Genomic DNA, 24150 nt, shown 5'->3' with positions numbered 1-24150 from the left:
TTCGAAGTAGGCCCGGTCCGCGAGCATTGAAGCGACGTCAAAGTGTCGACTTTGCTCCCGCGCAAGAAGCGCTCGAACCCTTCGACGACCGCTGCGTCATCGCCAGTGACGACGGCCAAGCGCAGGCCACGCTACAAGCTCGTAGATCGCAGTCCCCGCTTTCTGCCTGTTGTACTGGCCGAGCAGATTCAACCCGGCACCTTCGAGTTCGCGCTGGATCATCTGGTCGATCACGAGTTGGACCTGAGCGCACTGGATGCCAAGTTCAGCAACGATGAAGTCGGCGCCAGTGCCTACGACCCGCGCGTGATGCTCAAGATCGTGCTGCTGGCGTACAGCCGAGGCCTGGTCTCCAGCCGCGGCATCGAGCATGCCTGCCTGCACCATGTGCAGTTCCTCGCCATCAGCGGCGACAGCCAGCCCAGCTACACCCACATTGCCAAGTTCGTGCGCGAGTTGAAGGATCAGATCCAGCCGCTGTTCACGCAGGTGCTGCTCACCTGCGACCGCATGGGCTTGATTGGGCGGCAGATGTTCGCCATCGACGGGGTCAAGCTGCCCAGCAACGCCAGCAAGGCGCGCAGCGGCACGCATGAGGAGCTCAAGCACCGGGCGCTGAGGCTGGACAAGGCGGCCGACAAGATCCTGGCACTCCATCAGGCGCAGGACGCTGGCGGCGACAGCGCGCAAGCGCTTGACGCCAAGCGCCAGGCCCGTATCGATGAACTGCGCCGTGAAGCCCAGGCCACGCGCGACTTCGTTGCCTGCAACGAGCCACGGCGCAACGACCGCGGCCAGGAGCTCAAGAGCAACGTGACCGACCCCGACAGCGCCAAAATGGCCACAGGCAAAGGCGTGATGCAGGGCTACGCCGCGCAGGCAGCGGTGGACAGCGAGAACCAGATCATCGTGGCCGCCGAGGTGACGGGATCCGGCTCCGAACAGCACATGCTGCTGCCCATGATCGAAGCGACGGCTGCGGTGCGCGCGCCCGACACCTTGATCACGGCAGACGCTGGCTACCACTCCAACGACAACGTCCGGGCCTTGTGCGAGGCCGCCATCCCGGCCCTCGTGGCCGACAACGCGATGCGCCAGCGCGACGAGCGCTTCGCAGAGCAGGCCAAGCACAAGGCGAAGGGCGAAGTGCTCGCCGACAAGCGAGCGCGAGGCGAAAGCCCCAATCCGAAGGTCAAGGGCTTCTTCGGCACCGGCGACTTCGTCTTCCATGGCGACAACACCTGCACATGCCCGGCGGGCTGCACGCTGCGAAGCAGTGGCGCGCTGTACAAGGTGGGGCTGTACCTGCGGCAGGACTTCAAGGCCAGCGCCAGCGATTGCACGAGCTGCGCGCAGCGCGCTCAATGCATCCGCAAGCCAGACGCCGCGCGCAGAACGGTGGCGCTGCACACCCGAATGCCTGACGATCCTCAAGACCCGCTGCACCGCATGCGCCAAGCCATCGACAGCCCGCGAGGTCGGCGGCTCTACAGCCAGCGCATCGCCACCGTCGAGCCGGTGTTCGCCAACCTGCGCCACAACAAGCGGCTGAGCCGCTTCACGCTGCGCGGCAAGGACAAGGTCGGTACGCAGTGGCGGCTGTTCTGCCTGGTGCACAACATCGAGAAAATAGCCCACACAGGCGAGCGATCATGAGGGATGCGAAAGATGCCCACCGCGCGCAAGGCGCCACAAGCGCCACCCAGGTCACTCACAATGTCCAATCCAATCGGGCCGGCGGCTCGCCGCATCAGACGATGAAGAATTCCTCAGCATCGATCGCAATCAGCCGCTGCGGGCATCGCAGAAATCGGGTTATTGCCCAGCCTCGTTAAACGGCAGTGGAAACCCTTTTCGGCCTCTTCATTTGGCAAGCGCTCATGGCGGGGCTCGCGATGCTGGTTCATCTATGGCGCAATCAAGCGCTGAAGGACCCCGCCCAAGCCTCCGGGCTGGTTTGGAGTGCGTGGGCAATTGCAATCGGTTCGGCGGTAGGGGCTGTGCCCATCGTCATCTTGGCCGACCTACTAGCGCCGGTAGAAACGATGCTCGTGTTGGCCTTTCCTTTGTGCGTCGGCGCGGTTCTTGTATCGGTGCTCAGAGATCGCCCGAGATTCGCGGCTAAACACCCAGGAGGCGAGCGTGCCGTTTAACCTGCCAGCGGAGCGGACCGCCTACGGCGTCCGCTCACCTTCACGGTTGAGTGGCTCTGCTCGTGTCCCCCAAGTTCTTCACATCTGTCGCTGAGCGCTTCTATGCGCGCCGCTGGTGGCTCTTTGGTGCATCGTCCCTGGCTATCGCAATCTTGTTCGCTGCGCTTTCCGCTGCTCCGCCTCAGATGGCCTTCTTCGCAAGCACTCTTGCCGGGCCGGCTATTGCCGTGCCTTGGGCACTGCTGTGTGCCTGCGTTTGGTTTCACCCGCAACGCGGCAACCTGCAACCGCAAAGCAAGCTGATCGGGCGGCTGCCACAGCTTGTTCAAACAGGGGTGCGCTGGTACGCGGCGGTGTTTCTCGCGATCTTCCTGTTCTTCGGTGCGGTGGTCATGCCAGTGTTGTCGGTGGCTTGGCTATGAAGCCACTCAACCATTTGCTGCAGCGGACGGCTTCGCCGCCCGCTGAGCGCGAACTACAAGGGCTCCCCCAGTTGTCAAGCCAAACGCATCCCTGATGGCCCGCTCAGCGGGCCATTTCTTCATCTGCATTCCCTTCAAGACCTGCAGCCGTGGCGCCGGCGCGCGCTGGCGAAGACAACAAGGTGCGGACTGGCCAAACTACAAACGGTCATTCGTGTGGCGCGCGATGCCACGGACCCTGATGAAGGACGCACGCGGGGGACCCATTCGTTAGCCGGCAAGTCTTGCGCCGCCCTTAAGCTCATCGGTCACGCCCCGCGCAGGTCCAAACCTGTTGTCATCAACGCTTGCCGTCACACGGCGGTGGTTCAGTGTTCTCCTGGGTTTCGATGGTTGGCGAGGTGGGGCAGCTACGCCGGCAGTGCAAACGCCTGGCCTCGTCGCAGCACCGCCCAGGCCATGCGCGCGTTCTTGGCTGCGATGGCCACGACCGCCCGCCAGTAGCCTCGCCGCTCGGCCAAGGCCACCGCCCATCGGCTGATGCTGTCCGACTTGTGTTTGGCCGCCGCGAGCAGCGCCTTGGCACCCAGGACGAGCAGACTGCGCAGGTAGGCGTCGCCTGCCTTGGTGATGCGCCCCAGCCGGGTCTTGCCGCCCGAGCTGTACTGCCCTGGCGCCAAGCCCAGCCAGGCGGCGAATTGCCGCCCGCAATCGAAGTCATGCCCGTTGCCGATCATGGCAAGCAGGCAGGTGGCGGTAGTAGGCCCAACGCCTCCGAGCTGCATCAGCTGCTGCGCACGTGCATCGTCCTTGGACATGGCCTGAATGTGGACGTCGTACTGCGCGATACGCTCGTCCAGCCGGGTGACCTCGCTGAGCAGGTCACCGATGACGGTGTTGGCGTAGCCGGGCAGGTCTTCCAGGCACTCGCAAGCGCGCCGCCGCACGGTCGCGGCCTTCAGTGGCAGCACGATGCCAAACTCACTGAGCAGGCCGCGGATGCGGTTGAACGTGGCGGTGCGCTGCTCGACGAACCCCTGGCGAGCGCGGTGCACCATCAGGACCGACTGCTGTGGCAGGCTCTTGATGGGCACGAAGCGCATGTGTGGGCGCTGGATGGCCTCGCAGATCGCAGCGGCGTCGGCCGCGTCGTTCTTGCCGTGCTTGCCCGTCATGCGGTAGGGCGTCACGAACTTCGGCGCGATCAACCGCACCGTGTGGCCCGAGGCCTGGAACAGCCGTGCCCAGTGGTGAGCGCCCGAGCAGGCCTCCATGCCGATCACGCAGGGCGCCAGGCTGGCGATGAGCTCATGGAGCTTGTCGCGCGGTACGGCCGGTCGAACCAGCTCGGCCTTGCCGGCCTCGTTGACGCCATGCACCGCAAAAACATTCTTGGCGAGATCGATACCCACGGTCAGAATCGTCATGGACTTCCCCTTCCGAATGAGTTGATGAGAAACCGTACTTCCCATCGTGGCACCTGGTTGCCGTCTGCCGCAACGCGGCTGGTTCGGGACGGGGAAGTCCCTTTCATTCGTTAGAACTCGGATGACTTCGCGCGGACAGGTTTCTCTTGGCGTATTTGCGCTGCTGGTTCCGGCAGCACTGGTCATCGGACGCGAAGTCTTATCGGGCCGGTCTCTGTTAGCCGATCCAACAACTGCTTCACTGAACTGGCTTTTCATGGCTGCCCCGCAACTGGTGGCTCTTGCTGTCGGCGCCGTCAACGTCCGATCTCGTGAGAGATTCCTTCCCCTAGCGCTTCTGCTGAGCGCATTCGTTGTTGTCGCGTTTCAGGCTTGGATCTTGTTCTTCGTGCCACCACGGGAAGGCGCTCTTGCTTGGATTCTCTACATTCCGCTGTGGCTCATTGTGTTGGCCGTTCTTGCCGGCGTGCTGGTATGGCAAGGTGGCGGCATGACGAGTCCTAACCTCCCAGTGCAGCGGACGGCTTCGCCGCCCGCTGACTTTTGACGTTGAGCATCATCGTGAAGCCTGGCAATCGCGTTGGTCTTCTTATCTCGGCGATCTTGGCAGGGGCAATCACCCTGCCACTCTGCCTACTGGGCGCGTACGCGAGCATGGCGCTGGTGCATAGCGATGGCGGCATAGCCTTGCTGCTCTTCTGGCCCGTCTTCCCAGTGATGTTGTTGTTTGGGTCGGGCGGGCTCTTTGCTCCTGTGCCGGAATGGCTGTTCAACGTACTGGCCGTCATCGCTGAGTTTGCCGGCGTGTTTTTCATAGTCCATGTCGTCCGGATATGCCTCGCGATGCGTCACCGACAATGACGCCCGACCTTTTGCTGCAGCGGAGGGCGACGCCGCCCGCTGAGCGCCAATGTTGAACGACTGCTTTCAGGCGCCGAGTTCGACGAAGCGGAGGACGGCAACCGCTGGCGAAGCGGTCGTCGGCAGCCGTGACAGCTTCAGCACACGTGGGACGCAAGTCGACAATTTGACGTCGAAGCCAAGCCTCGGGGACCGGCCTGGTTCGCACATTGATCGCCGGTTCGACACTTTGTTGTCAGCCCCAACCGTCACGGAGATTCCCAGATGGACAACCCCAGCGTCACCCTCACCCAGCGCCACGGCTACCAGTTCGAGCACCACTACGCGCCGGAGCTGCCGGTGCTGCTGTCCGACGAACCGCCCCCGCAGGGCACCGGCCTGGGTCCCGATCCGGTCGAGTTGCTGGCCTCGGCGGTGGGCAACTGCCTGTCGGCGTCGATCTGGTTCGCCAGCCAGAAGTACAAGGACGACCCGTCGCCGCTGCGCACCGAGGTGAAGGCGACGGTGGCCCGCAACGAGCGTGGCCGAAACCGTGTGCAGGGGCTGGCGGTGGACCTGCACCTGGGCAAGCCGGCCGCTGAACTGGGGCACATCCAGCGCGTACTGGACACATTCGAGGACTTCTGCACCGTGACGCAGAGCGTCGCCCCGGCCATTCCGGTCACGCTGCGCGTGCTGGACAGCACCGGCGCCGTGCTGAAGGGCTAAGGGCTAAAGGGGCTCAGCCGGCCGCGCCACGCTGCAACCAGATCTCGACATGGTTGAACCGCACGCGCTCGCAGGCTGACGCCGACAGCGGCTTGGGCTCGGCGCTCAGGCTGGCCTGCTGGAGCGCCGCCTGGATGCGACCGAGCGCGTCGGGGGCGACCTTGTCGGCGCAATAGCGCAGGTCGCTGCGTGCGGGGGTGCGCCGTGCATCCACCAGCTCGATGCCAGGCGCCACCACGTTGGCGTTGCTCAGCGACTTGCGCAGGCGCCGCGCGGTCTCGCGGTCCGCCTCGTCGCCAATCTGCAGGTACACGCGCAAGGGCAGGACGGCATCGTTGAGCTGTCGCGCGGCGGGTATGGCAGCCGGCGCGGACGCCGCCGGGCTGGCGATGGCGGCAACGCGCTCGCTGTCCTCGGCCTTGAGGATGAGCGACGCCTGGCGACGGTCGTTGTCGGTCGCGCTGGCGCCGGTGCCGGCCTTGAGCCGGGTGTCGAGCACCGCCTGCACCAGGGCGAGGCTGTCTTCCTCGATGGCCTTCTTGCTGCGCAGCGACAGCAGCAGCTTGACGCCCAGGTCCTGCTGGCCGTCCTCGGGTGCGAACAGCAGCGGCACGACCTTGAGGACCGCGTCCATGTCCCGCCGGGCGGCCTCGGCGGCGCGCGCCTTGTCGGCCTCGTCCTTGTGCAGGTAGCGGTCGACGGCCGCGTAGGTCGAGCCCCAGACGGCGACCAGCAGCGTCGTCGTGAGCCAGAAGCCGAACTTGCTGTCGAGGAAGTTCAGCAAGCCCCGCGCCGGGGCAGGTTTGTCGTCGCCGCTCATCGTCGCCTCCGTCATCGAACCGACGGCGATGCTGGCCGAACGACGTGGCCCACGCATCCTCAAGATGCGCGAGAACGGTCAGCCAGGCATTTCCAGCCCCAGCTCCTTCAGGATGGCCTCGCGCAGCTGGTCCATCTCGGGGCTGATGAGGCGCCGCGGGTGCGGCATGTCCAGCTCGAAGCGGGCCTGGATGCGCGTGGGCCGCGGCGACAGCACGAGGATGCGGTCCGCCATGTAGAGCGCCTCGTCGACGTCGTGGGTGATGAGCAGCACGGTGTGCTTTTCTTCGGCCAGGATGCGCAGCAGCTCGTTGCGCATGCGCAGGTTCATCAGCGCGTCGAGCGCCGAGAACGGCTCGTCCAGGTACAGGATCTCGGGCTTGACGATGAAGGCCCGCGCCAGCTCCACACGCTTGAGCATGCCGCCGGACAGCTCATGCGGGTAGGCGTTCTCGAAGCCTTTGAGGCCGACCATCGCGGCGTAGTGGTCCGCCAGCTTGGCGCGCTCGGCATCGACGCCATGCTCAACGCCGGTCAGGCCGAACATCAGGTTCTGCTGCACGGTGAGCCAGGGGAAGACCGAGCCGTACTGCGAGATGACGATGCCCTGCGGGCTGGGCCCGGGGTGGGGCTGGCCGTCGATGAGCAGGCTGCCGCCGTCGGGCTTCTCGAAGCCGGCGAGGATGTTCATCAGCGTCGACTTGCCGCAGCCCGACGGGCCGACGATGGCGACGAACTCGCCCTCCGCGACCTCGAAATCCACGCCCTGGATGACGGGCAGCTGGCCGCCCTTGGCGGCCTTGAAGCTCTTGGTCAGGCCGCTGACGGCGATCTTCGGCATGCTGTTATCTGACATAGCGCCACCGCACGGTCTTGAGTTTTTCGAGCAGGCGCGTGATGCCGTCCAGCAGCAGGCCGATGACGCCGATGAGGATCATGCTGGCGATGACGAGGTCGTAGCGGTTGCCGGCGTTGCGCGAATCCATGATGAGGTAGCCCAGGCCCGAGCGCAGCGCGATCATCTCGGCGGCCACGACGACCAGCCAGGCCACGCCGATGCCGATGCGCATGCCGATGATGATCTCCGGCAGCACGGCCGGGATGACGACGCGGCGGAACATGACGCTGCGCGACACGCCGAAATTGGCGGCGGCGCGCAGGTAGCGCCGGTCGATGGTGTGCACGCCCGAGGTGGTCTGCACGATGAGCGGGAACACCGACGAGATGAAGATCAGGAAGATGGGCGAGATGTCGCCGACGCCGAACCACAGGATGGCCAGCGGGATCCACGCGATCGGCGAGATCGGCCGCAGCATCTGGAAGATGGGATTGAAGGTGCGGTAGGCGGCGTCCACCCAGCCCATCCACAGCCCGAGCGGGATGCCCACCAGCATGGCCAGCCCGAAGCCAATGCCCACGCGCATCAGCGACGCCGTGATGTGCTCCCACAGCGTGCCGTCCTCGGCCAGCTCCAGCGTGCCGGTGACGACGGCCCAGGGTGTCGGGAAGATGGGGCTTTCGGTGTAGACGACGATGCTCCACCAGGCGGCGATGACCACCGCGAGGACCGCCAGCGGCGGCAGGATGCGACTCAGGCGCAGGTTCACCGGTTCTCCTCGTTCCAACGTTTCTTCAGTTGCTGCCAGCGCCATTGCAGGCGCGGCCAGCCGGCCCCGGGCGTCGGCGCGACGACGACGGCCATCTGCCCGCTGGCATGCGCGCTGCACGCGAAGCTGTAGGTCGACGCGACCTCGAAGGGCAGGCGAAAGCTCTGCCCCGGCATGATGAGCACGGGTCCGAACTGCTGCGGCACGTCGTCGCGGTTGCGCAGCAGCAATTGGTCGTTCAGGCCCAGCGTCAGGTCGATGCGGTCCGGCAGGATCTCGACCTTGTCGCCGGCCATGCGGCGGGCGTAGGTGCCGGGCGGGATCTCGAACAGCTCGTCGCGCGTGGCGAGCTCGATCGGCGCGAAGGCGGCCCAGCCGAGGGGCGCCAGCAGCGCCGCCGCTGGCAGGAGCCACAACCCGCGCTTCACTTCGCCGCCAAGAGCAGCTTGAGGTCGTGGACGAAGTCCTTGGCCTCGTGGCCGTAGGGCATCATGGCCCGCAGCTTGCCGGCGCGGTCGATGACGTAGACCGAGGTCGAGTGGTTCATGCCGTAGGCGTTGGCTTGCGGCTTGGGGATCTTCTCGGCGACGACGCCGTAGCGCTTGCGCATCTCGGCCAGCCTGGCGGGCGTCTCGGTGCCGCCGACGAAGGTCGGGTCGAAGGCGGCGAGGTACTGGCGGATGCGGTTCACGTCGTCGCGTTCGGGGTCGACGGTCACGTACACGACCTGCACGTCCGCCGCATCGGCGCCGAGCTGCTTGCGCGCCTGGGCCAGCGTGGCCAGCGTCGTCGGGCAGACCTCGGGGCAGTTCGTGAAGCCGAACATCAGCAGCACCAGCTTGCCCTTGAAACGGGCCAGCTTCAGCTCGATGCCGTCACTGCCCTTGAGCGCGAACTCGGGCGCGGGCTGCGCGGGCTCGAAGACGCCGGCCTTCAGTCGCGCTGGCGTGTTGGCGAAGGCGGCGGCCGGCAGCGCGGCCAGCAGGACGGTGCGACGTTTCATATCGGAATCGGGGCGACCTTGGCGGCCTTCACGAAGCTTTCGTCGACATACTTCTCGTAGGACACCGGGGCCTTGAGCGTGCCGGCCTCGACGGACAGCTGCATCAGCTCGTCGAACTCGGCGCGGATCATGCGCAGGTCGCCGTAGGTCACGCGGTCCGTCGGGTTCTCCATCACGAAGCGCAGGATGTTGGGGTCCTGGTTGAAGAACTTGCGGCCCGCGGCGATCTGGATGGCCTTCTCGCGGTTGGCGGCCTGCTGGTCCAGCCAGTTGCCGGCGCCCTGCACGTGGTCCACGAGGTTCTGCACCAGCGGCCGGTTTTCCTTGATGAGCTCCTCGCGCACCGTCAGCACGCAGCAGATGTAATTGCGCCATTCGTCGCGCGTCATGCGCAGCGGCTTGGCATAGCCGGCTTTCTGCGCAGCGGCGCCGAAGGGCTCGCCGGTGCAGTAGCCGTCCACCGCCTTGGCAAACAGGGCCGCCGGCATGTCGGGCGGCGGCATCTCGATGATCTGGATGTCCTTCGGGCTCATCCCCTCTGCGGCGAGCATCTTGCGCAGGAACAGGAAGTCCACCGCGAAGCGGCTGGGGATGGCGATGCGCTTGCCGGCGAGGTCCTTGAACTTCTTGTACGGCGAATCGGTGCGCACCATGATCACCGCGCCCGAGCGGTGCCCCAGCGAGACGATCTTGACGGGGATGCGCTTGTCCGCCAGGTCCATCACCAGCGGCGCCAGCATGTAGGCCGCCTGGATGCGGCCCGTCATCAGCGATTCCTTGATCTCGGGCCAGCCGTTGTACTTGCTGTACTCGAACTCGAAGGCCTTGCTGCCGGCCGCCTTGTTGCTGGTGGCGCGCGCCATGCAGGCGACCGGCAGCGTCAGGTTGCAGGTGACGGGCAGGCCGCCCACCACCAGCGGGCCGGGGGCCGCCGCCGCGGGCAGGCCGAGTGCCGGCAACGCGCCGGCGAGCGCACCGCGCAGCAATTGCCGGCGGGCTAGGCCGGTGGAGAGGGATTCAGGCAGTTCGAGGGTCATGACCAAGGCGCGTGCGACTGTGCCAACTTCGTGCCGGCTGTCCATGCGCGTTGACCGAATTGTGCCTATGTACCTACGTGAGGCTGCTCGCCACAGGACTGGCCATGTCCGGCCTCCGCCCCCCACGGGGGCGGCGATGCTTGCGGCATTGAGCCGCAAGCACATCGCCCGGCCCGCAATACCCCCGGGGAACAACCCCGCAGGGGCTACCGGATCACGGGTACAGGCCGCGCTCCTCGCGCGCCTGCAGCACCCGTGTGCAAGCCACCGTGAAGGCGGCCGTGCGCAGCGGGATCTTGTACTGCTCGCCGGTTTCCCAGATGTGCTTGAAGGCGCCGATCAGGATCTTGTCCAGGCGCACGTTGATCTCGTCCTCGGTCCAGAAGAAGGACGAGAAGTCCTGCACCCACTCGAAGTAGGACACGGTCACGCCGCCGGCGTTGGCGATCACGTCCGGCACCACGACGATGCCGCGGTCGGCCAGCACGGCCTCGCCGTCCGGCGTGGTCGGGCCGTTGGCGCCCTCGATCACCAGGCGGGTCTGGATGCGCTGGGCGCGCTCCGCGGTGATCTGGCCTTCCAGCGCCGCGGGGATCAGGATGTCGCTCTTGATGTCCCAGAAGTCTTCGTTGGCGATCATGTCGCCGCCCTTGAAGCCGGCCACGCCGCGCGTTTGCGCCACGTGCTCCAGCAGGTCGGTCATGTCGAAGCCGTTGTGGTTGACGATGGTGCCGGTGTGGTCTTGCACGGCGACGATCTTGGCGCCGTTGGCGGCAAACAGCTTGGCGGCGATGGAGCCGACGTTGCCGAAGCCCTGCACGGCGACGCGCGCGTGGTCCATCTCGACGTTGAGGCGGCGCATCGCTTCGCGGCCGACGACGAACACGCCGCGGCCGGTGGCGGCCACGCGGCCCAGCGAGCCGCCCAGTTCGATGGGCTTGCCGGTGACGACGCCGGTCGCCGTGGCGCCGGTGTTCATCGAGTAGGTGTCCATCATCCAGGCCATGATCTTGCCGTTCGTGTTCACGTCCGGCGCGGGGATGTCCTGGTTGGGGCCGATGATGATGCCGATCTCGCTGGTGTACCGGCGCGTAACCTTCTCCAGCTCCTTCATCGACAGCGCCGACGGATCGAGGCGGATGCCGCCCTTGGCACCGCCGTACGGCAGGTTGACGGCGGCGTTCTTGACCGTCATCCAGGCCGACAGCGCCATCACCTCTTCCAGCGTCACGTCCGGGTGGTAGCGCACGCCGCCCTTGCCGGGGCCACGCGTCAGGCTGTGCTGGACGCGGTAGCCCTCATAGTGGGCGATGGTGCCGTTGTCCAGCTCGATGGGGATGTCGACGATGAGCGCGCGCTTGGGGCGGCGCAGCGTTTCGACCCAGCGGCGCAGGTGCCCGAGATAGGGCTCGACCGCGTCGATCTGGGACAGGTACGTTCCCCACGGGCTGTTGCGCGTGGGCGAAACAAACGACAGGTTGGGCATGAAATGCTCCGTAACTTTGAGTGGGGCGAACGGTAGCGCGAAGGCCGCCCCCGGCGCCAGGACATGTCTAGCCAAGTGCGTATGCGGCCATGCGTGCAATGCATGGGTGCTGGCCGGCGGCGGATTTCACACCCGGGAAGGCGTGACGTGAACCCCCTTGCCGCGCCGAATACCATCGCCCGGTGACCTCCCTCGATCTCGCCCTCCTCTATCTTGTGGCCGCCGTGTTCGGCGTGGTGATCTGCCGTTCGCTGAAGCTGCCGCCCATGCTGGGTTATCTCGCGGTGGGCGTGTTGATCGGGCCGAACGCGCTGGCCTTCGCGCATGACTCGGCCAGCATCCAGTACCTGGCGGAGTTCGGTGTCGTGTTCCTGATGTTCGCCATCGGGCTGGAGTTCAACCTGCCCAAGCTGCGCGCGCTGAAGACGGCCGTGTTCGGCATCGGCATGGCGCAGGTGACGCTGACCATCGCCGGCGCCATGCTCGGCAACGCCCTGCTGATCGCCGGTTTCGCGATGTTGGGCGTGGCCTGGGAGCTGAACTGGCAGGGTTCGCTCGTGCTGGGCGCGGCCATGGCGATGAGCTCCACCGCCATCGTCGTCAAGCTGATGGCCGAGCGGCTGGAACTGGAGAGCCCGCACGGCAAGCTGGTCATGGGCGTGCTGCTGTTCCAGGACCTGGCCGTGGTGCCGCTGCTGGTGCTGATCCCGGCGCTGAACAGCAGCGGCAGCGAGATGGTGAGCGCGCTGGCCTGGGCCGGGCTGAAGGCGGCCGGCCTGCTGGGCGTGCTGCTGTACGGCGGCCAGAAGGCGATGCGCTGGTGGCTCACGCTGGTGGCGCGCCGCAAGAGCGACGAGCTCTTCATGCTCAACCTGCTGCTGGTCACGCTGGGCCTGGCCTGGATGACCGAGCACGCCGGCCTGAGCCTGGCGCTGGGCGCGTTCGTGGCCGGCATGCTGATCTCCGAGACCGAGTACCGCCACCAGGTGGAGACCGACATCCGGCCCTTCCACGATGTGCTGCTCGGGCTGTTCTTCATCACCATCGGCATGAAGCTGGACTGGCGGCCGGTGGTGGACCACTGGTGGCTCATCATCCTGCTGACCGCCCTGCCGGTGCTGGCCAAGTTCGCGCTCATCGCCGGCCTGGCGCGGTTGTTCAAGTCGCCGCCGGGCGTGGCGCTGCGCACCGGCCTGTACCTCGCGCAGGCGGGCGAGTTCGGCTTCGTGCTGTTGACGCTGGGTGCCCAGCACGGGCTGGTGGCGCCGCAGTGGGTCAGCCCGGTGCTGGCGAGCATGGTGCTGTCCATGCTGGCCACGCCCATCCTGATCATGTACAGCAACCGCATCGTCATGAAGCTGTCCAGCAGCGACTGGCTGATGCAGTCGGTGCAGCTGACGAGTATCGCCAAGAAGAGCATCAAGACCGAGGCCCACGTCATCATCTGCGGCTATGGCCGCTCGGGCCAAAACCTGGCGCGGCTGCTGGAGGGCGAGCACATCCCCTACATGGCGCTGGACCTCGACCCCGACCGCGTGCGCCAGGCGGCGGCGGCCGGGCAGAGCGTCGTCTTCGGTGACGCGGCCAAGGTGCAGAGCCTGATGGCCGCGGGCCTGGCGCGCGCCAGCGCGGTGGTGGTCAGCTATCACGACACGCCGTCGGCGCTGAAGATCCTCGACCTCGTGCGGGCCCATGCGCCGCGCGTGCCGGTCGTCGTGCGCACCATCGACGACAGCGACCTGGAGCGCCTCAAGGCGGCCGGCGCCACCGAGGTGGTGCCCGAGGCCATCGAGGGCTCGCTGATGCTGGCCTCGCATGCGCTGGCACTCGTGGGCGTGCCGATGCGGCGCGTCATCCGCATCACGCGCGATGCGCGCGACAAGCGCTACGGCCTGCTGCGCGGCTACTTCCACGGCGCCGACGACGACACCGTCGACGAGCTGGCCCAGGAGCGGCTGGCCTCCGTCACGCTGCCCACCGTCAGCCCGCATGCCGGCCGGCCGCTGGACGACCTGGCCCTGCATGCGCTGGGTATCGCCGTGGTGTCCCTGCGGCGCGCCGACGGCAAGGGCTTGCTCGTCGACGGCGCGACGCTGGCCGGCGGCGACACGCTGGTCCTCAGCGGCATGCCCGCGGCGCTGGCGCTGGCCGAAGAGAAGCTGTTGTCGGGCTGATGCCTGCGTGACAAGGCCGGCGGCCTCGCTGCGCCACACTGGCGGCACACGAACGGGAAAGCCGCGCCATGAACTTCGACTACAGCCCCAAGGTCGCGCAGATGCGCGAACGCCTGCTCGCCTTCTTCGACGAGCACATCTACCCGAACGAGCGCCGCTACTTCGAAGAGATCGAGGCCAACCGCCGCGCCGGCAACGTGTGGCAGCCCCTGCAGGTCATCGAGGAACTCAAGCCCAAGGCCCGCGCCGCCGGGCTGTGGAACCTGTTCCTGCCCAAGTCCAGCCGCGCGCCGGAGGGCCTGTCCAACCTCGAATACGCGCCGATGTGCGAGATCATGGGCCGCGTGTTCTGGGCGCCCGAGGTCTTCAACTGCTCGGCGCCGGACACCGGCAACATGGAGACGCTGGAGCGCTATGCGTCCGAAGCGCTGAAGGACCGCTGGCTGGAGCCGCTGCTGCGCGGCGAGATCCGTTCGGCCTTCCTGATGACCGAGCCGGCCGTGGCGTCGTCGGACGCGACCAACATCGAATGCCGCATCGAGCGCGACGGCGACGACTACGTCATCAACGGCCGCAAGTGGTGGAGCAGCGGCGCCGGCGACCCGCGCTGCGCCGTCTACATCGTCATGGGCAAGACCAATCCCGAGGCCGGCCGCCACGAGCAGCAGTCGATGATCGTCGTGCCGGCCGACACGCCGGGCATCACCGTCGTCCGCGCGCTGTCCGTGTTCGGCTATGACGACGCGCCCCACGGCCACATGGAGGTCGAGCTGAAGAACGTGCGCGTGCCGGCCAGCAACATCCTGCTGGGCGAGGGACGCGGCTTCGAGATCGCGCAGGGCCGCCTGGGCCCGGGCCGCATCCACCACTGCATGCGCTCCATCGGCGCGGCCGAGCGCGCGCTGCAGCTGATGTGCGAGCGCGCCATCTCGCGCACGGCCTTCGGCAAGACCATCGCGCAGCAGACCGTCACGCAGGAGCGCATCGCCGAGGCGCGCTGCATGATCGAGCAGGCGCGCCTGCTGACGCTGAAGGCCGCCTACATGATGGACACGGTGGGCAACAAGGTCGCCAAGGCCGAGATCGCGATGATCAAGATCGTCGCGCCCAACATGGCGCTGCAGGTCATCGACTGGGCCATGCAGGTGTTCGGTGGCGCCGGCGTGTCGCAGGACACACCGCTGGCGATGATGTGGGCCCACCAGCGCACGCTGCGCTTTGCCGACGGCCCGGACGAGGTGCACCGCAACTCGCTGGCCAAGCTGGAGCTGGCCCGCCACATGAAGTTGCCGAGCGACAAGATCGCGATGCCCGTCACGCGCGGCGCCTGAGGGCGCTGGCCGACGAGGGCCGACCTCGTGACATACGGGCTAGAGTGGGCGCACCGACGACGGAGCGCTGCCGGCCATGCCTGTACATCCCCAGTTCGACCGCCATGTCAGATACCTGGAGTCCCAGGTGCTGCCGTTCTCGACCGCCTGGGTGGATGCGATGGTGGAGGCGATGCGCGATCCGGGCCAGGCCGGCGTCGTGGGGCTGGAGCGCCGGCATTGCGCGGGCTTGCTGGCCGTCGTCGAGCCGTTGCGCATGCATGTCGGCGAGTGCCTGTCCGGCCACCTGATGCATGGCATCCAGGGCGCCGAGGCGCGCGCGCTCGGCCGCGGCAGCGCGGCGTCGGCGCTGAGCGGCTTCGACATCGACGAGCTGACGCTGGTCGACGAGGCCCAGGCCGAGAAGGATGTCGAGATCTCTCGCATCGTGCAGCTGGCCGACGTCAGGCTGGAATGGGAATTGCGCGAGCTGCAGGGGCTGGCCATGGCCATGCTGCCGGAGCTGCCCTGGGGTGAAGACCCGACGGCTTGTGGCGCGCCCGTGTTCGCCCGCGCCGTCAGCCGGACCGTCTACGAGCAGACGTTGCAGTCCGAACAGCAGGCGCTGTGGATGCGCCTGGCGGCACCGACGCTGGTACGCCAGCTGGGGCCTTTGCTGACGACCGTGGCCGACCGGCTCAAGGCGGCCGGACTGCAGGCGCCGCGCTACCGCGCCATCCTCGCGCCCAACACCGCCACCGACGCCGGCACCGACACCACCACGGGCGCCGTGGCGACGATCCCCACCGAACACCTGCAGGCGCTGATGCAAGGCTTGCCACTGCTGCGACGCGCGCTCGCGGGGATGAGCACGCGCGCCGTGGCGCCGGGTCAGCCGCCGGCACCCGGCGAGCAAGCCCTGGAGCGGCAGCCGGTGCACCAGCCCGCGACGGCCGATCTCGGCCACGTGCTGCTGGGCCGGCTGTTCGAGCGCCTGCTGGCCGACCCGCAACTGGCCCCGACGCTGCGCGGCTCGATCGCACGGCTGGAGGCGCCGGTGCGCGAGCTGGCCCGGCACGATGACGCGGTGCTGAACTCCGAGCAGCATCCGGCCTGGGCGCTGATCAACCGCATCGTGGGCCACGCGGGTTCGCTGCCCGCCCAGGACGCCGAGCGGGGCGCGGCCTTCCAGCGCTTCGTGGAGCCCCTTGTGACCCGCCTGACCGAGGGCCGGCCGGCCCAGCCCGGGGTCTATGCCGAGGCGCTGCAGCAGGTGCAGACCTTCATCGACGAGGAGCGGCAGCAGCAGGTCGAGAGCACGCTGTCGGTCCTGGATGCGCTGGGCCAGCGCGAGGCCGAGCGCCGGCTGTTGCCCCTGATGCGCGACCAGGTCGAGGCGCAGCTGGCCAAGGCGCAAGAGGTCAGCCCCTTGGTGCAGACCTTCCTGCGTGGCCCGTGGATCGAGGTGCTGGCCAAGGTCATGGCCACCGAGGGGGCCGAGTCGCCCGAGGCCCAGGCCCTGGTCGGCACGGTGGACGAGCTGCTGGCCAGCCTCCAGCGGCCGGCGACGGCGGCCGAACGTGCGGACCTGCGGCGGCGCCTGCCCAAGCTGATCGGCCGCGTCCAGCAAGGCATGGCCTTGATCGACCTGCCCCAGCAGCACCGGACGCGGCTGCTCGCCGAGCTGATGCAGAGCCATCGCCGGCACCTCGCCGAGACGAACGAAACGCCCCCGCCGGTGCCCGAACCACCGGCACCCGCACCGGCGCCGGAACCGGTCGATGCCGAGCCGGTCGCACGGCCCGCCTGGCAGGGCCACGACACCCACGTGGGCGCGCTGCCCACCGTCGCCATGGCACTGGAGGACGATGCCGGTCGTGACCCGCTGGACGACTGGATCGATGCGCTGCGTCCGGGCCTGCGCTGCAAGCTGAACCTGCAGGGCGTGTGGGCGACGGCGCAGCTGGCCTGGGCCAGCGACAACGGCGCGTTCTTCATGTTCACCAGCAACCTGGCCGGCGGCATGCATTCCATGACGCGCCGGGGCCTGCGGCGGCTGCGCAGGGAGGGGCTGGCCACCGAGCTGACCGAGCCCAGCCCGGTGCAGCGCGCGCTGGGCGGCTTGCTGCAGGAGCTCGGCGCAGGCGCCTAGCCCGGCTGCTTCACGATCGTGCCGTGGCGAGCACGAAGTCGGGGTGGATCTGTCGCAGGCCGTGGCGGGCGAACAGGATGCTGACCGCGTCGGCGCTGCAGTCCTGCACCTCGCCCCAGCCGAAGCGGCGCACGCGCACGCGCTGGCCCGGTTCGAAGGCGCGGGCCTGGGTGGGCTGCATGTCGCTGCCGTGCTCCGGCGCCTGTTCGGCCGCCAGCAGCGTCTCGAAGCGCGCGCAGCTGTCGCAATGCCCGCAGCGCGCCTGGCCTTCGCCCAGCGCCTCGCCGAAATGCGCCAGCACGCCCGCCCAGCGGCAGCTGCCGGCCTTGGCATAGAGCACCATGGCCGCGAGGCCGTCGCGGTCGTGCTGCTGGCGCTGCTGCGCGGCAGCCTCGGCGGCGTCGATGACGGCGGCTGCCTCGCGCCGCGTGGCCGGGCGCAGGCCGCCGGCGTCGCCGCCGCCCACGGAACGCACGGCGCGCACCGAGCGCAGCGTGGCCAGCACCTGGTCCAGCCGGCGCTGCGGCAGCCGCACCATCTCGGCCAGCGCGGCCGGCAGCCAGCCGCCTTGGGGCGTGTGCGTGGCCAGCGCCCGCCAAACGCTGGCCAGTTCCTCACGGCTGGGCGCCTGGCCGCCGGCGAAGAACTGCTGCAGCGCGCGGTCGCCCTCGCGGAACATCAGCACGCAGTCCGCCGGCTCGCCGTCGCGGCCCGCGCGGCCGCATTCCTGCACGTAGGCCTCGATGGAAGCTGGCATCTGCGCGTGCAGCACCAGGCGGATGTCGGGCTTGTCGATGCCCATGCCGAAGGCGTTGGTGGCCACCATGATGCGGTGCTCGCCGCGCATGAAGGCCTCCTGCGCGGCGGTGCGCTCCTTCGCGGGCAGCTTGCCGTGGTACAGGCCTGCCGGCAGCTCGGCCTCGCGCAGTTGCCGGTGCAGCGCGATGGCCTCGCGGACGGTGGCGCAATAGACGATCGCGCTGCCGTCGCCGGCGACGAAATCGCGCAGCCGGCGCAGGGTGAATTCCCGGCGCTGGGCCTCGGTCTGCGGCAGCTCGACGACGAGGTGCAGGTTGGGCCGGTAGACGCCGTGGCTGAGGATGCCGTCGCGCGGGATGCCCAGCGCCTGCGCGATCTCGCGCTGCACCGGCACGGCGGCCGTGGCCGTCAACGCCAGCACGGGCGGCCGGCCGAGGGCGCGGCGGGCGTCGCGCAGCGCGCTGAAGGCGGGGCGGAAGTCGTGCCCCCACTGCGAGATGCAATGCGCCTCGTCCACCACCAGCAGGCCCACGCGCTGCGATTGCAGCAGCACGAGCGTGCGCGCGTCGGCCAGCCGCTCGGGCGTCGTGAAGACCACGCGCACCGCGCCGCGCGTGAGCAGCGCCTCGGCTTCCAGGCGCCGGTTGGCGTCCAGCGCCGAGTGCAGCTCGACGGACTTCACGCCGCGCGCGTTGAGCGCGTCGCACTGGTCCTTCATCAGCGCGATCAGCGGCGAGATGACGACCGTCAGCGCGTCGCTGAGCACGGCCGGCAGCTGGTAGCACAGCGACTTGCCGGCACCGGTGGGCATGACGGCCAGCGTGTTCTGCCCGGCCAGCACGCGGTTGATGACCTCGGCCTGGCCCGGCCGCAGCGCGCGCAGGCCGAACACGCGCTTGAGCGTGCTGCGCAGCTTGGCGGGCACGACCGGCTCGCGCGGCGGCAGCTTCTCCGGCACCGGGGACGGGCTGGGTGAGTCCTCGCGCGGGCCCATGCGGCTCGGCCAGGTGGCGGTTGCGCTCATTCGGCCGCTCCGCGGCGGCAGGCCAGCACGCCGGTCACGCGGTGGAGCACCTCGGGCGCCCAGCCCATGCCCATGTGGCTGGCCTGCACCTCGATGTCGCGCGCCAGCGGCCAGCGGCGGGCGTGCGTGCAGGCCTTCCAGGCGACGACGCCGTCGCGGCGGCTGTACAGCGAGATCGTCGGCACCGGCGGGGGCTCGGCCAGGCGCTCGCGCAGGGCGGCTTCGTCAGGCGCGCGGCGGCCATTGAGCAGGCGGAACAGCCAGCCCACGTTGGTGTCGTCCGCACTCCCGTTGAACGGCGTGCCGATGGTGATGACGTGGTGCACGCGGTCGTGCCAGCGCTTGGCCAGTTCGCGGGCATAGAAGCCGCCCAGGCTCCAGCCGACGAGGCTGACCTCGCGCGCCGGCGCCACGCGCTCGTGCAGCGAGTCCGCCAGCTGGTCGAGCCAGGCGTCGACATCGCCGCGCGGCCCGGTGTTCAAGCCCTGGCCCCAGTCCAGCGCCCGGAACCCGGCGCGTTCCAGGTGGCGGCGCAGCGGCCACAGGGTCAGGCCGTCGGTGCCCAGGCCGGGGAACAGCACCACGGTGTGCCCCGCCCCGACCTGCGCCGGCGTGTGCCGCCAGTGCAGCAGGGCCTGCCAGGCTTCCAGCGTGGCGCGCGCGGGCTCGGAGGCCAGCAACGACAAAGCCGGTCGGCGGTTGGGCGCGCGGGCCGGCTTGGGCGGGAGGGTCACGGCGGAGGTGGTCGAAGAGGTCATCGCTGCAGGGGCGGGGCGCCGTTGAAAGTGAGTGGCCCGATGCTGGCGCCAGACGAACCGCGGCGATGCCAGCGTGACGGCAGAGGTCTTGTAGGACACGCGATACACGCGCCCTGGACAATGCGCCATGGCCAAGACCGCACCCCGCCTCAGCCCCGAAGACCTCAAGCGCGTGATCGCCACGGCGTGGGAGGACCGGCCGCCCTACAACAAGGTGTTGCTGGAACACGGCATCGGCCACGGCGCGCTGGTGGCGTTGCTCAAGCGGGAACTGACACCGACCGCCTACAAGCTGTGGACGGCGCGCGGCAAGGCGGCCAAGGGGCCGGCGTCCAAGTCGACCTGGCCGCACGGCCGCTGAAGCCGGCCCGCTGCCCCCCCAAGGCCTGGCGCGGTCCTGGCTGTTGTATGCGCTCGACAACGCGGCGGCGGCGCTGTGCCTGCGCAGCCGCCGCGGGCGCCGGCGCGCCCTGGGAAGACCCCGGATTAACCCGTGCTGCCGATGCGCAAATCAGCATCGGCAAGTCCAAAAATGTGATTAGTCGCGGATCGGTCGGCCCCCTAGCATGAATTCAGACCCCAGCCCCACGGGCCCACCAAAGAGGCCTGGACGGTTGCCGAGGTTCCCGTCCTTCCATAACGATTCCGGAGACACGATGAGAAAACCAGCCCTGGTGCCGCTGCGCGCGGCCGCCAACACCTCCCGCTTCGCGCTGAGCCTGACAGCCGCCGCCGCGCTGGCCGCGCTGTCCACCATGGCCGTGGCGCAGGAAGCCGCCAAGACCGAGACGCAGCTGGAGACCGTGGTCGTTACCGGCGCCCGCGCGTCGGCCGAGACGGCCCAGGCCATCAAGAAGAACTCCGACCAGGTCGTCGACTCCATCGTGGCCGAAGACATCGGCAAGTTCCCGGACAAGAACGTCGCCGAACTGCTGGGCCGCGTGCCCGGCGTGCAGCTTCAGCGCGGCATGGGCGAAGCGGGCACGGTCATCGTGCGCGGCCTGGGCGGCGTCGCCACGCTGCTGAACGGCCGCGAGTTCTTCACCGACTCGGGCCGCAACCTGTTCCTGGCCGACGTCCCGGCGACGATGCTCAAGCGCATCGATGTCTACAAGACGCAGGAAGCCAGCCTGCCCGAAGGCGGCACCGCCGGCGTCATCGACGTGCGCACCAACCGCCCGTTCGACTTCAAGGGCGCGCAGCTCTACGTCAACGGCCGCATGGAGCACCGCGACAAGGCCGATGTCAACAACCCCGACGTCAGCGGCATGGCGTCCAACCGCTGGAAGACCGACCTGGGCGAATTCGGCGCCCTGGTGGGTCTGTCCTACCAGCGCGGCAAATACCACGACGAGCGCGCCTGGGTGGGCGATCCGCAACCCATCGTCGTCCCGGGCCGCACGAACCCCATCCTGGCTTCCGACGCGATGGGTCGCGTTCTGGACCTGGGCGACCGCAAGCGCCTGGCTGGCAACTTCGCACTTCAGTGGAAGCCAAGCGCCGATAAAGAGGTCTACTTGGAAGGCTTTGCGACCTCCATCGACCACCGCTTCCAGCAGTCCTTCCTGGTTGGTGGCATCGGCATGTGGAACGACAACGGCACTTGGCGCCCGAATGCCGGCACGGTGATCTCTGCTAAGCCCGGCACCGATCTAGCCGACACGATCAACGGCGTCAACACCTGGGGCTTTACGTCCACGCAAGCCAAGCATGATCTGGCCAGCAATGCGCAGACGGCTCTCGGCGGCCACTGGGACGTGACGGACCGCCTGCGCCTGTCCTCCGAGCTGGCGGTGACCAACAGCCAGTGGGATGGCGTCAACCGCATCCTAGACAGCGGCTACAACCCGACGAGCGTCCTGGCCAAGGTGCAGGACGGCGGCGGCTTCATCGACTACCCCGGCCTGGATATGACCAACAAGGCCAACTTCCGCATCAACGGCGGGGTGGACGTGCGCCAGGAACGCCAAGGCAAGAACACCGACTGGCGTGCCGACGCGACCTATGACGTGGGCGACGGCTTCTTCCGCGAGGTCAGTGGCGGCGTACGCCTCGCCAAGCGCAAGGCGCTGTCCCAATCCACCTCCATGCCCTGGCAGTCCGCTTTCCCTGGCACCGGCCAGACCGTCAATCAGGCGGCTTATGCCGACATGTTCACCGTGTCGCCGGCTACCTGGGGCGACTTCGGTGTCAAGCAGTACGTCTTTGCTGACCGCGAATGGCTGCTGAACAATGGTGAAGCATTCCGCAAGCTGTTGACCGGCGGCAACGGCGCCCTGACGCCGTACGACCCAATGGCTCTGTTCGACGACGTCGAAACTACCAAGGCAATCTACGGCCGCACCAAGTTCGGCTTCGACGTCGGCAGCGTTCCGGTGACCGGCGTGTTCGGTCTGCGCGTCGTGCAGACCGGCCAAGAGCTGATGGGCAACTCGCGCAATGCCAACACCGGCGTCATCACGCCCGTGAACATGGACACCTCCCGCACCGATGTGCTGCCCATGCTGTCGCTCAGAGCGGAGCTGACGTCCAAGCTGATCGCCCGGCTGGTGACCGGTAAGACCATCGAGCGCCCCGGCTTCAACCAGTACAACCCGGGTCAGACAATCACCGGCGGCACCTTCCAAACCCAGTCAAACGGCACGGTCATCCAGACCCAGAATGGCACCATTGCCGGCGGCAATCCCGACCTGAAGCCCACCGAGTCGGCCAACGTGGACGCGTCGCTGGAATACTACTTTGCCCGCACCGGCTCAGTGAGCGCCACTGCCTTCCAGCACAAGTTCAAGAACCGGGTCTTCGACAAGACGGTTGAGACGACGATCAATGGCACGCGGTACAACGTCACTCAGCCGATCAACATCAGCGACGCCAAGCTGCACGGCTACGAGCTGAGCTACCGCCAGTTCTACGACTTCCTGCCCGGCTGGCTGGGCGGCTTTGGCCTGGAGGCCAACTACACCTACATGACCGGCAAGCAAACCGATCCGAATGGTGTGCAGGGTCCCTTCCTTGGCCAGTCCAAGGCCTCTTACAACTTGGTGGGCTTGTACGAGTATGGTCCGGTCTACGGCCGCCTGGCTTACAACTGGCGCGATAAGTTCCTGGCGGAGAAACCCTATCGCAGCACCGGCCGAGAGCTTTGGGTTGCGCCTCTGCGCACGCTGGACGCGTCCTTCGGCTACACCTTCGACAAGCGGTGGACGCTGTCGCTGGATGTGACCAACCTGCTGAACCAGTCCTATCACGACTACTTCGACAAGAACCCGTCCATCGTGCGTGACGTGCGCTACTACGACCGCACGATCGGGCTGTCCGTACGCTGGAAGCTCTGATTCGAGCGTTATCTGAGAAATTGAGTTCATCCTCGTTGAGGCGTTGCACGGGCCTTCCCCGCGCAACGCCTTTTTTCCTAGCGCCTTGCCCATGTCCGACCTGCCCGAGCCCTTGCTCACGCCGCTGATCCGCCAGCGTGCCGACCCCCACATCAGCCGCTATGCCGACGGCCATTACTACTTCACCGCGTCGGTGCCGCAGTACGACCGCATCGAGGTGCGGCGTGCGCCGACGATCGAAGCCCTGGCGGACGCGCCGGTGTTCGACGTCTGGCACAAGCCCGACACCGGGCCGTACTCGGAGCTGCTCTGGGCGCCGGAGCTGCATTTCAACGACGGCGCCTGGTATGTCTACTTCGCCGCGGCCCCTACCCGCGCGCTGGACCATCAAGGCATGTTCCAGCACCGCATGTATGCGATCCGCAACCAGGCGAAAGACCCGCTGGGCGGTGAATGGGAGTTCCTGGGCCAGGTCGATTCCGGCATCGACAGCTTCTGCCTGGACGCGACCACCTTCACCCACCGCGGCCAGCTCTACTACCTGTGGGCGCAGAAGGACCCGGCCATTCCGGGCAACTCCAACCTCTACCTCGCGCCGATGAAGACGCCCTGGCAATTGGGCGGCGCGCCGGTGCTGCTCAGCAGGCCCGAGTTCGACTGGGAATGCCGCGGCTTCCTCGTCAACGAGGGGCCGTCGGTGCTGCAGCGCCACGGCCGCGTCTTCATCAGCTACTCGGCCAGCGCGACCGACGAGAACTACGCGATGGGCCTGCTGTGGGCCGACGATGGCGCCGACCTGCTGGACCCGGCCAGCTGGCACAAGTCGCCCGAGCCGGTGATGCGCAGCGCGCCGGAGGACAGCGTCTTCGGCCCCGGCCACAACAGCTTCACCGTGACCGACGACCCCGACGAGGTGCTGCTGGTCTACCACGCCCGCACCTACACCGAGATCGAAGGCGACCCGCTGTGGAACCCGGACCGGCACACCTTCGTCAAGCCGCTGCGCTGGCGCCCGGACGGCATGCCGGTCTTTGGCCTGCCGTCGCGCCGCGACTAGGGACAGCCCTGATGCCGGAAACAACATCGGTACACCTTGGAAATTGATTGGATTGCAA

Annotated in this window: 22 protein-coding genes; 11 read left to right on the top strand and 11 right to left on the bottom strand. The window is 67.9% G+C overall.

The window, feature by feature from the left end; translation table 11 throughout:
• Positions 1–96: 96 nt before the first annotated feature.
• Positions 97–234 carry a hypothetical protein gene (locus ASD35_RS28110; RefSeq protein ID WP_235538364.1) on the bottom strand — a complete coding sequence of 46 codons (138 nt, stop codon included), beginning with the start codon at positions 232–234 and terminating at the stop codon, positions 97–99.
• On the opposite strand from ASD35_RS28110, the gene ASD35_RS14945 reads away from it, so the two are divergent.
• Positions 175–1656, top strand: coding sequence for an IS1182 family transposase (locus ASD35_RS14945; RefSeq protein ID WP_235538361.1), 1482 nt, complete (start codon positions 175–177; stop codon positions 1654–1656). The two genes, ASD35_RS28110 and ASD35_RS14945, sit on opposite strands and share 60 nt — an antisense overlap.
• A 559-nt stretch (positions 1657–2215) precedes the next feature.
• Positions 2216–2575: a hypothetical protein gene (locus ASD35_RS14940; RefSeq protein WP_157275578.1), complete on the top strand. Its 360-nt coding sequence runs from the start codon at positions 2216–2218 to the stop codon at positions 2573–2575.
• A gap of 410 nt (positions 2576–2985) precedes the next feature.
• Here the strand turns inward: ASD35_RS14940 and ASD35_RS14935 are convergent, their stop codons facing one another.
• Complete coding sequence (locus tag ASD35_RS14935) at positions 2986–4002, bottom strand: IS110 family transposase (protein ID WP_056875728.1); 1017 nt, start codon at positions 4000–4002, stop codon at positions 2986–2988.
• 121 nt (positions 4003–4123) lie between these two features.
• Here ASD35_RS14935 and ASD35_RS27265 point away from each other — a divergent pair, with 121 nt between their 5' ends.
• From ASD35_RS27265 to ASD35_RS14925, 3 genes are all read left to right on the top strand, one after another.
• Positions 4124–4549 (top strand): hypothetical protein, encoded by a 426-nt coding sequence (locus tag ASD35_RS27265; protein ID WP_157275577.1) that lies wholly within the window; start codon positions 4124–4126, stop codon positions 4547–4549.
• A 2-nt stretch (positions 4550–4551) separates the two neighbouring features.
• Positions 4552–4863 (top strand): hypothetical protein, encoded by a 312-nt coding sequence (locus tag ASD35_RS14930; RefSeq protein WP_157275576.1) that lies wholly within the window; start codon positions 4552–4554, stop codon positions 4861–4863.
• A gap of 264 nt (positions 4864–5127) precedes the next feature.
• Positions 5128–5571: an OsmC family protein gene (locus ASD35_RS14925; RefSeq protein ID WP_056875726.1), complete on the top strand. Its 444-nt coding sequence runs from the start codon at positions 5128–5130 to the stop codon at positions 5569–5571.
• A 13-nt stretch (positions 5572–5584) separates the two neighbouring features.
• Here the strand turns inward: ASD35_RS14925 and ASD35_RS14920 are convergent, their stop codons facing one another.
• The 7 genes from ASD35_RS14920 to ASD35_RS14890 all read right to left on the bottom strand — a co-directional run bounded on the left by ASD35_RS14920 (position 5585) and on the right by ASD35_RS14890 (position 11523).
• Positions 5585–6391 (bottom strand): hypothetical protein, encoded by an 807-nt coding sequence (locus ASD35_RS14920; RefSeq protein ID WP_157275575.1) that lies wholly within the window; start codon positions 6389–6391, stop codon positions 5585–5587.
• A 78-nt stretch (positions 6392–6469) separates the two neighbouring features.
• Positions 6470–7231, bottom strand: a complete 762-nt coding sequence (locus ASD35_RS14915) for an ABC transporter ATP-binding protein (RefSeq protein ID WP_235538354.1) — start codon at positions 7229–7231, stop codon at positions 6470–6472.
• Positions 7232–7235: 4 nt separating this feature from the next.
• Complete coding sequence (locus tag ASD35_RS14910) at positions 7236–7997, bottom strand: ABC transporter permease (protein ID WP_235538353.1); 762 nt, start codon at positions 7995–7997, stop codon at positions 7236–7238.
• Positions 7994–8413 (bottom strand): hypothetical protein, encoded by a 420-nt coding sequence (locus tag ASD35_RS14905; protein ID WP_082580175.1) that lies wholly within the window; start codon positions 8411–8413, stop codon positions 7994–7996. Before ASD35_RS14905 ends, ASD35_RS14910 begins: the two co-directional genes overlap by 4 nt.
• 8 nt (positions 8414–8421) lie before the next feature.
• Positions 8422–9000 (bottom strand): SCO family protein, encoded by a 579-nt coding sequence (locus ASD35_RS14900; RefSeq protein ID WP_056875722.1) that lies wholly within the window; start codon positions 8998–9000, stop codon positions 8422–8424.
• On the bottom strand, positions 8997–10037 hold the full coding sequence (locus ASD35_RS14895; protein WP_056875881.1) for an ABC transporter substrate-binding protein: 1041 nt from the start codon (positions 10035–10037) through the stop codon (positions 8997–8999). Before ASD35_RS14895 ends, ASD35_RS14900 begins: the two co-directional genes overlap by 4 nt.
• Positions 10038–10251: 214 nt before the next feature.
• Positions 10252–11523, bottom strand: coding sequence for a Glu/Leu/Phe/Val dehydrogenase (locus tag ASD35_RS14890; RefSeq protein WP_056875721.1), 1272 nt, complete (start codon positions 11521–11523; stop codon positions 10252–10254).
• Between the two features lie 182 nt (positions 11524–11705).
• Between ASD35_RS14890 and ASD35_RS14885 the strand changes: the two genes are divergently transcribed.
• From ASD35_RS14885 to ASD35_RS14875, 3 genes are all read left to right on the top strand, one after another.
• Positions 11706–13697: a monovalent cation:proton antiporter family protein gene (locus ASD35_RS14885; protein WP_056875720.1), complete on the top strand. Its 1992-nt coding sequence runs from the start codon at positions 11706–11708 to the stop codon at positions 13695–13697.
• Between the two features lie 68 nt (positions 13698–13765).
• Entirely contained in the window at positions 13766–15028 is a 1263-nt protein-coding gene (locus ASD35_RS14880; RefSeq protein WP_056875719.1) for an acyl-CoA dehydrogenase family protein, read from the top strand.
• Positions 15029–15104: 76 nt separating this feature from the next.
• Entirely contained in the window at positions 15105–17159 is a 2055-nt protein-coding gene (locus ASD35_RS14875) for a DUF1631 family protein (protein ID WP_082580173.1), read from the top strand.
• Between the two features lie 10 nt (positions 17160–17169).
• On the opposite strand, the gene ASD35_RS14870 is transcribed toward ASD35_RS14875, so the two are convergent.
• The gene (locus ASD35_RS14870; RefSeq protein WP_235538352.1) at positions 17170–18942 is read right to left on the bottom strand and encodes an ATP-dependent DNA helicase RecQ; all 1773 of its coding nucleotides are present in this window, start codon (positions 18940–18942) and stop codon (positions 17170–17172) included.
• A complete protein-coding gene (locus tag ASD35_RS14865; RefSeq protein WP_157275574.1) occupies positions 18939–19676 on the bottom strand; it encodes an alpha/beta hydrolase in 738 nt (245 codons plus the stop codon). The genes ASD35_RS14870 and ASD35_RS14865 overlap by 4 nt, the downstream gene beginning before the upstream one ends.
• 151 nt (positions 19677–19827) lie before the next feature.
• Between ASD35_RS14865 and ASD35_RS14860 the strand changes: the two genes are divergently transcribed.
• From ASD35_RS14860 to ASD35_RS14850, 3 genes are all read left to right on the top strand, one after another.
• Positions 19828–20061, top strand: a complete 234-nt coding sequence (locus ASD35_RS14860; RefSeq protein ID WP_056875716.1) for a DUF2805 domain-containing protein — start codon at positions 19828–19830, stop codon at positions 20059–20061.
• Positions 20062–20356: 295 nt separating this feature from the next.
• The gene (locus tag ASD35_RS14855) at positions 20357–23035 is read left to right on the top strand and encodes a TonB-dependent receptor (protein WP_162254466.1); all 2679 of its coding nucleotides are present in this window, start codon (positions 20357–20359) and stop codon (positions 23033–23035) included.
• Between the two features lie 91 nt (positions 23036–23126).
• On the top strand, positions 23127–24092 hold the full coding sequence (locus ASD35_RS14850; protein WP_235538351.1) for a family 43 glycosylhydrolase: 966 nt from the start codon (positions 23127–23129) through the stop codon (positions 24090–24092).
• The last annotated feature ends 58 nt before the right edge of the window (positions 24093–24150 follow it).

The organism is Pelomonas sp. Root1444, from assembly GCF_001426885.1.
Lineage (GTDB): Bacteria > Pseudomonadota > Gammaproteobacteria > Burkholderiales > Burkholderiaceae_C > Pelomonas.
Note: the sequence above shows the minus strand (reverse complement) of the source record. Positions and strands in the feature narration are given on the sequence as shown.